Origin of the sequence: Hyphomonas sp. UBA3601, assembly GCF_002375605.1 — a bacterium.
Classification (GTDB): Bacteria; Pseudomonadota; Alphaproteobacteria; order Caulobacterales; family Hyphomonadaceae; genus Hyphomonas.
The window spans coordinates 25,653-31,508 of the sequence record NZ_DFME01000148.1 but is presented as its reverse complement, the minus strand read 5'-3'; the positions used below and the strand labels follow the sequence as shown (position 1 = coordinate 31,508).

Here is a 5,856-nt window from a genome sequence, read left to right as displayed (position 1 = left end):
GCGTCCGGCAGCAGGGTTCTGACCTCTTCGGCCACGCGCTCGACGCCCGGCCCAACCCCCATCAGCGAGTCAGCGGCCCCGCAATGGGGACAGGCCTTTGGCTTGGGAATGGAATAGCCGGTAACATGACACACCAGACGCCCCGTATAACGGTGCTCGGTCAGCCAGTTCTCTGTACCGGGTGTCTTTAAACGTTCACCGCAACTCTTGCAGAGCACCAGGGGGGCGTAACCCCGGCGGTTGAGAAACAAGAGAGTTTGTTCGCCCACCGCCAGCGTTTCCTGCATGGCATGTATCAGGTGAGGCGACAGCCAGTGATTTCGCTCTGGCGGCGCGCGGCGCAAGTCAACCAGATCAACATCCGGCAATCGTGCAGCACCCGGACGCGCGGACAGTTGCAGGCGGTGATACCGGCCTGTCTCTGCGTTCACCACTGTCTCAAGCGCGGGCGTCGCAGAGGCAAGCACGACAATTGCCTCTTCGAGCTTCGCGCGCATCACCGCCATATCGCGCGCATGATAGGTGACTCCGTCTTCCTGTTTATAGCTGCCATCATGTTCTTCATCGATGATGATGAGTTTCAGCTTATGGAATGGCAGGAACAGGGCGGATCGCGCCCCGATTACAATGCGGGCACGACCATGCGCCACTTCCCGCCACGTCCGGCGGCGTTCCTTGTCGGACAAGCCGGAATGCCAAGGCGCCGGCTTGGCACCAAACCGCACTTCGAACCGAGACAGAATGGCCTGCGTCAGAGCAATTTCCGGCAATAGAACCAGTATCTGCGCCTCCAGGTCCGTTCGCAAAGACTCTGCGATGGCCTCGAAATAGACTTCGGTTTTTCCCGAGCCGGTGACACCATCAATCAGGAAGGTAGAAAAGCCGCGCGCGCTCACGGCCTGCTTCAACGCTTCAGCAGCCTCAGACTGTTCGTCTGTCAGCGTAGCGCCTGGCAAGTCAGGTGATGGCACATCAAACGGAAGATCTGTCTGCATGGATCGAGCCCGCAACACGCCCGCTTCAGCCAGTCCCTTCACGACGCCAGACGACACGCCTGCTGCCTCGGCAAGCGTCGAGGCAGTCTGAGCGCCCAGCTGCTCGGCTGCCTCGATCAGTTTGGTGCGGGCTTCGGTGACACGTGGGGGTGACTCACCGGTTAGGTGATAGACCGTCTCCGTAGGTGACGGCTCAAGCCCCCCCCGCGAGCGCAGCGCCATACCCAATACATGTCCCGGATGAGAAACTGTGTAACGCGCAGCCCATTGGACGAATTCCCGCATGGCAGCCGTCATGGGTGGCGTTGGATAGACTCCACCCACGTCTTTCAGTTTCCGACCTTCGCCTGCACTGTCTGGCAATAACTCCAGTACAACGCCCAGCCGTTCATACTTGCCGAGCGGCGCCGCGACATAAGAGCCTTCCTGAACGTCGAGCCCGTCCGGAACCGCATAATCGAATGGTTCGGGCAACGGCAATGGAAAGAGAATCCGGGCGACAGGCATGGGCAATTCCCTAGCGCGTCCCCCTTATAGTGTCGAACCCCTCTCGACATTCGCAGGCGTCAGCGAAACTCCACACCTTCAAACTCACCACTCTGTCGCCAAGCGGAAATATGTGCAAAATAAGCGCGCGGGCCGCCCGGATGCCCAACCGCATACTTGTTCAGTTCCGTCAGGCCCTTGCCTTCATTGTTGTAGTAACCGGGCGTACAGTCGGGGGATCCGATCATCATGCCAGAACCACTCAGCACAAGGTCGACCCAGGCATCCTGAGCCGTGTCGGTCGGCTCGACTTCAGAAAATCCATTTTTCTCCGTGTGCGACACAATCGCGGAGATGGTGTTTGCATGGTCCACGATGTTATGCGGCACATTGGAGATCAGGTTCGCTGCCTGACTTGGCTGGACAATGAAGGCGTTTGGAAACCCGTGAACCTGATTGCCATGTAGCGTGCGCATACCGTCACGCCAACAGGCCGAAAGTGTCTGCCCGTCCCGACCGACAAGATCAAAGCCAGCGCGCGATGTATAGGTCGACCCCACCTCGAAGCCCGACGCATAGATGATGCAATCGACTTCATACTCCAAACCATTGGCGACCAAAGCCGTCTCGGTTATCCGCTCAACTCCCTGACCGTCTGTGTCGACGAGTTGCGTGCCCGGCTCGTTGAATGCTTGCAAATAGGAGTCGTGAAAGCACGGACGTTTGCAGAGTTGACGGTACCACGCTTTCAGCTTGCCTGCGGTTTCGGAATCTTCGACGATAGAATCCACGCGGCTACGGATTTCCTCCATCTTTTCAAAGTCGGCATCTTCGAAGGCAACCATCATGTTCTGGGGCGTCCACTCACTCGGGGGAAGCGCCATGACTTTCTCGCGGATGCGGCGCGATAATTCGGTCCAGCCGTCCATTACGAGATCTGTCTCCGGCAAGCCCTGCGACTGGTTTTCCACGAAATTGTCGTACCAGCGCTGTTGCCAGCCCGGCCCCGCGACTTCCTTGAACCAGTCCGGGTCAATAGGCGCATTGTTCCGAACGTCCACGGAGGATGGTGTACGCTGGAACACCAGCAATTGTTTCGCTGACTTGGCCAGGTGCGGTACGCACTGGATCGATGTGGCGCCCGTCCCGATCAGTGCGACCCGCTTGTCGGCAAGCTTGTCCATATGAGCACCGGACGGATCGCCGCCGGTATAGTCGTAGTCCCACCGACTGGTGTGAAACGCCTTTCCGCCGAACGATTCAATACCGGGGATGCCGGGCAGTTTCGCGACGTGCAGCGGCCCGGTCCCCATACCCACATATTTTGCCGTGAATGCATCGCCGCGAGAGGTGCGCACCAGCCAGTGACTCGCGGCATCATTCCATTCCAGCGCCGTTACTTCGGTATGGAATAGCGCCTTGTCGTAGAGATCGAACTGCGACGCGATGCGTTTGCAGTGGTCTCGGATTTCCGGGGCATGGGCGTATTTCTCGGTGGGCATATGCCCTGTCTCTTCGAGCAGGGGCATATAGATCATCGACGCTGTATCACATTGCGCACCCGGATAGCGGTTCCAATACCAGGTGCCGCCGACGTCGCCGCCTTTTTCAACAATTCGAACATCATCAATACCGGCCCGTTTGAGCCGAGCGCCGACAACGAGGCCGGCAAACCCACCACCAATAAAGGCAAACTTCACATGATCTGTTACAGGCGCCCGCTCGATCACGGGCATATGGGGATCATCGGACAGGTCTTCGAATTCGGCCAGTCGCTTGTACTGGGCGTTTCCCTCGGGCCTGATCCGCTTGTCACGCTCGGCGCGGTACTTCTGCTTGATCTTGTCCTTGTCCAGCGCGGTGATGCTCATTTCCTACCCCATAAGAATGCGGATTAGGTCCGCTTATAGGATCAACTTGCCTACCTTCCCCAAACGGAAATCAAGCAGGTTTCAAGTTCAAAATGGCACGTTCTATTTCCTGCATGAGATCTGCCCTGGAGGGGCCTGTCATGCCTTCATCATCGGCCACTTCAAGCATCCTTACATCATAGGCCCAGCGATGCAGCAGTTCGAGCTTGATCTCGTCCGAACAGGGTATCCGCATGAGGTCACCGACCGAATGGAATACAGACGCGGGATCGAGCATTGCCGCGTCGAGGTCGATGTCCAGCGATCGACTGGATTGGTACAGTTTCTCAAGATATAGCTGCCGCGCCAGGTACGATTCTGCGGCGGCACGATCTGGGAATATCTTGCCTGATACATAGAAAACGCCGCTACCGTCGTCGACAATCGTCTCATCTTGTTGATCACTCGCCCGAACGGTAAGCACCGGCGCCTTTGGAGCATAGCCATGGTCTGGAAGGCCGTGCAGATGAACATCCTTGCCCGAATGAGCCTTTAGTATTTGCACTGCGCGACGCTCATCCCCCGCATTCCATGTTCGAACCCAGAGGGTCAGGCCACCGTGCTTGATCTGATCGGCAACATATTCGCCATGCTCTTTACCAATCAGCTTTGCCAACACAGCGCCAATAGCGGCGCCGCTTCCGCCGCCGAGAACCAATGCCGCGAGCGCAGCAGCCATAGCACCACCGGACGCCACAACCGGAATGAGGCCTGCAACCGCACCAATGTAGATGAGGCCGCCAATCACCGCGCCCTCTGCGTTGCCAACATCCTCCTCTGCCACATAGGCGATCCGGGGCGTGGAAAAATCGTCCTCGATTTCAGCGACCCTCCGATAAGCGTGTCCAAGCTTCTTTTCCACACTATCTGTTGCTGCGAGCAGCGATATCTCGGCTCGATTGAACCCGTGGGACAGAAGGTCGTCGATGGCCGCTTGCAGGGCATCCTCGGATTCAAACACGCCCACGGCTTCGCGAACCTGCAGTTTTTGTACGTCGCTCACCATCCAACCTCCTGTGTCTAGGGCGCAATCTATCGCAATACTGACCGCTGAAATAATCCGGCACACTACGTAGACGACCGAATGCCTACCCCAGCGATACATCTTGCCAGTTTCAGCCAGCGCCCCTACCCCTTTCAGGGATGACAAATACAATCTCCACCGGCTATGAGCCCATGACGTCGATTGAGGCGATCACGTCTGGCCTCGAATCCGTCGGCTACATTTCGACTCAGCAGATCTCGACTGCTGTTTTCCTGGCACTTGGCCTGCGCAAACCGATCTTGATTGAAGGGCCTGCAGGCGTCGGCAAAACCGATCTCGCTGCCTCGCTTTCGCGTTGGCTGGACGTGCCACTGCTGCGCCTGCAATGCTATGAGGGCCTTGATGAAGGCAAAGCGCTGTATGAGTGGAAGTATGGCAAGCAGCTCCTCTACACTCAGTTGCTCAAGGAAAAGCTGAACGAGGTCGTCGGCGATGAGAAATCGCTCGAATCCTCGCTGGCCAAACTCGGTTCCTTTGAAGACCTTTTCTTTTCGGAACAGTTTCTCGAGGCTCGCCCCCTGCTGACCGCCATGCGCCAGTCCGCAGGCAGCGTTCTCCTGGTCGACGAGATCGACAAGTCTGATGAGGAATTTGAAGCCTTTTTGCTCGAAGTCCTGTCAGACTACCAGGTAACCGTACCGGAGATCGGCACGATCAAGGCCAATGTTCCGCCGATAGTTATTCTGACTTCAAATAATGTACGCGAATTGGGAGATGCCTTGAAGCGGCGCTGCCTGCACCTTCATATCGGTTTCCCGGACCACAAGCGCGAGCAGCGCATTGTGCAAGCGCGCGTGGAAGGCATCTCGAAAAACTTGCTCAACCAGATGGTCAGCTTCGTTCAGTCGGTGCGAGACCTGGACATAAAGAAGCAGCCTTCGATTGCCGAGACTGTCGATTGGGCGAAAACATTGCTGTTGCTCCACGCAAATGCCCTCGATGAGCGCTTCGTCAAGGACACGCTGAATGTATTGCTCAAGCATGAGAGCGACATTGCCGTCGTGTCCGGAGATGTACCAAAACTTGTCCGTGAAGCGACCAATGGCAAACCTGCCTATGCGGGACAGATCACACGCTGATCCGGAACTGATATGGACCGTCAGATCACCAGCTTCATTCGGGCCCTGCGCGCATCAAATGTGCGGGTATCAACCGGTGAGGCATTGGACGCGGCACGCGCTGTATCCGTCGCGGGCTATGCTGACCGCACCCTCCTGAAGGATTCCCTCCGGTGCACGCTGGCCAAATCTCCGGATGAGGCCATTACGTTTGACGAGTTGTTCGATTCCTTTTTTGCCAAGCGAAATCTTTCGAGTGCGGACAAGTCTGACTCCGACGGCGATGCATCACGGGACTCACCCTCAGGCCAGCCTGACCCTGTCGAGTTGATGGATTCCGGAGATGAGGTCGCGATCGCCGC

General features: G+C 57.3%; 4 protein-coding genes and 1 pseudogene. 2 read left to right on the top strand and 3 right to left on the bottom strand.

The features are described 5' to 3' along the window. The 3 genes from priA to B4F73_RS16635 all read right to left on the bottom strand — a co-directional run. Positions 1–1,502, bottom strand: a 1,502-nt coding sequence (priA, locus tag B4F73_RS16645; protein ID WP_290483835.1) for a replication restart helicase PriA, incomplete at its 3' end; no start/stop codon positions are given. 59 nt (positions 1,503–1,561) lie between these two features. Beyond that, positions 1,562–3,352, bottom strand: coding sequence for a flavin-containing monooxygenase (locus B4F73_RS16640; RefSeq protein ID WP_290483834.1), 1,791 nt, complete (start codon positions 3,350–3,352; stop codon positions 1,562–1,564). Between the two features lie 70 nt (positions 3,353–3,422). Continuing rightward, positions 3,423–4,394 carry a hypothetical protein gene (locus tag B4F73_RS16635; RefSeq protein WP_290483833.1) on the bottom strand — a complete coding sequence of 324 codons (972 nt, stop codon included), beginning with the start codon at positions 4,392–4,394 and terminating at the stop codon, positions 3,423–3,425. A gap of 140 nt (positions 4,395–4,534) precedes the next feature. Between B4F73_RS16635 and B4F73_RS16630 the strand changes: the two genes are divergently transcribed. Both B4F73_RS16630 and B4F73_RS16625 read left to right on the top strand, forming a co-directional pair. Then, a complete protein-coding gene (locus B4F73_RS16630) occupies positions 4,535–5,515 on the top strand; it encodes an AAA family ATPase (protein WP_290483832.1) in 981 nt (326 codons plus the stop codon). A 12-nt stretch (positions 5,516–5,527) separates the two neighbouring features. Continuing rightward, positions 5,528–5,856 (top strand): annotated as a pseudogene (locus tag B4F73_RS16625) (hypothetical protein); the annotation flags it as partial.

Bases quoted from the DNA above. Each gene is read 5' to 3' on its own strand.
- B4F73_RS16640 (WP_290483834.1), bottom strand. From the start codon at position 3,352: ATGAGCATCACCGCGCTGGACAAGGACAAGATCAAGCAGAAGTACCGC.
- B4F73_RS16630 (WP_290483832.1), top strand. From the start codon at position 4,535: ATGACAAATACAATCTCCACCGGCTATGAGCCCATGACGTCGATTGAG.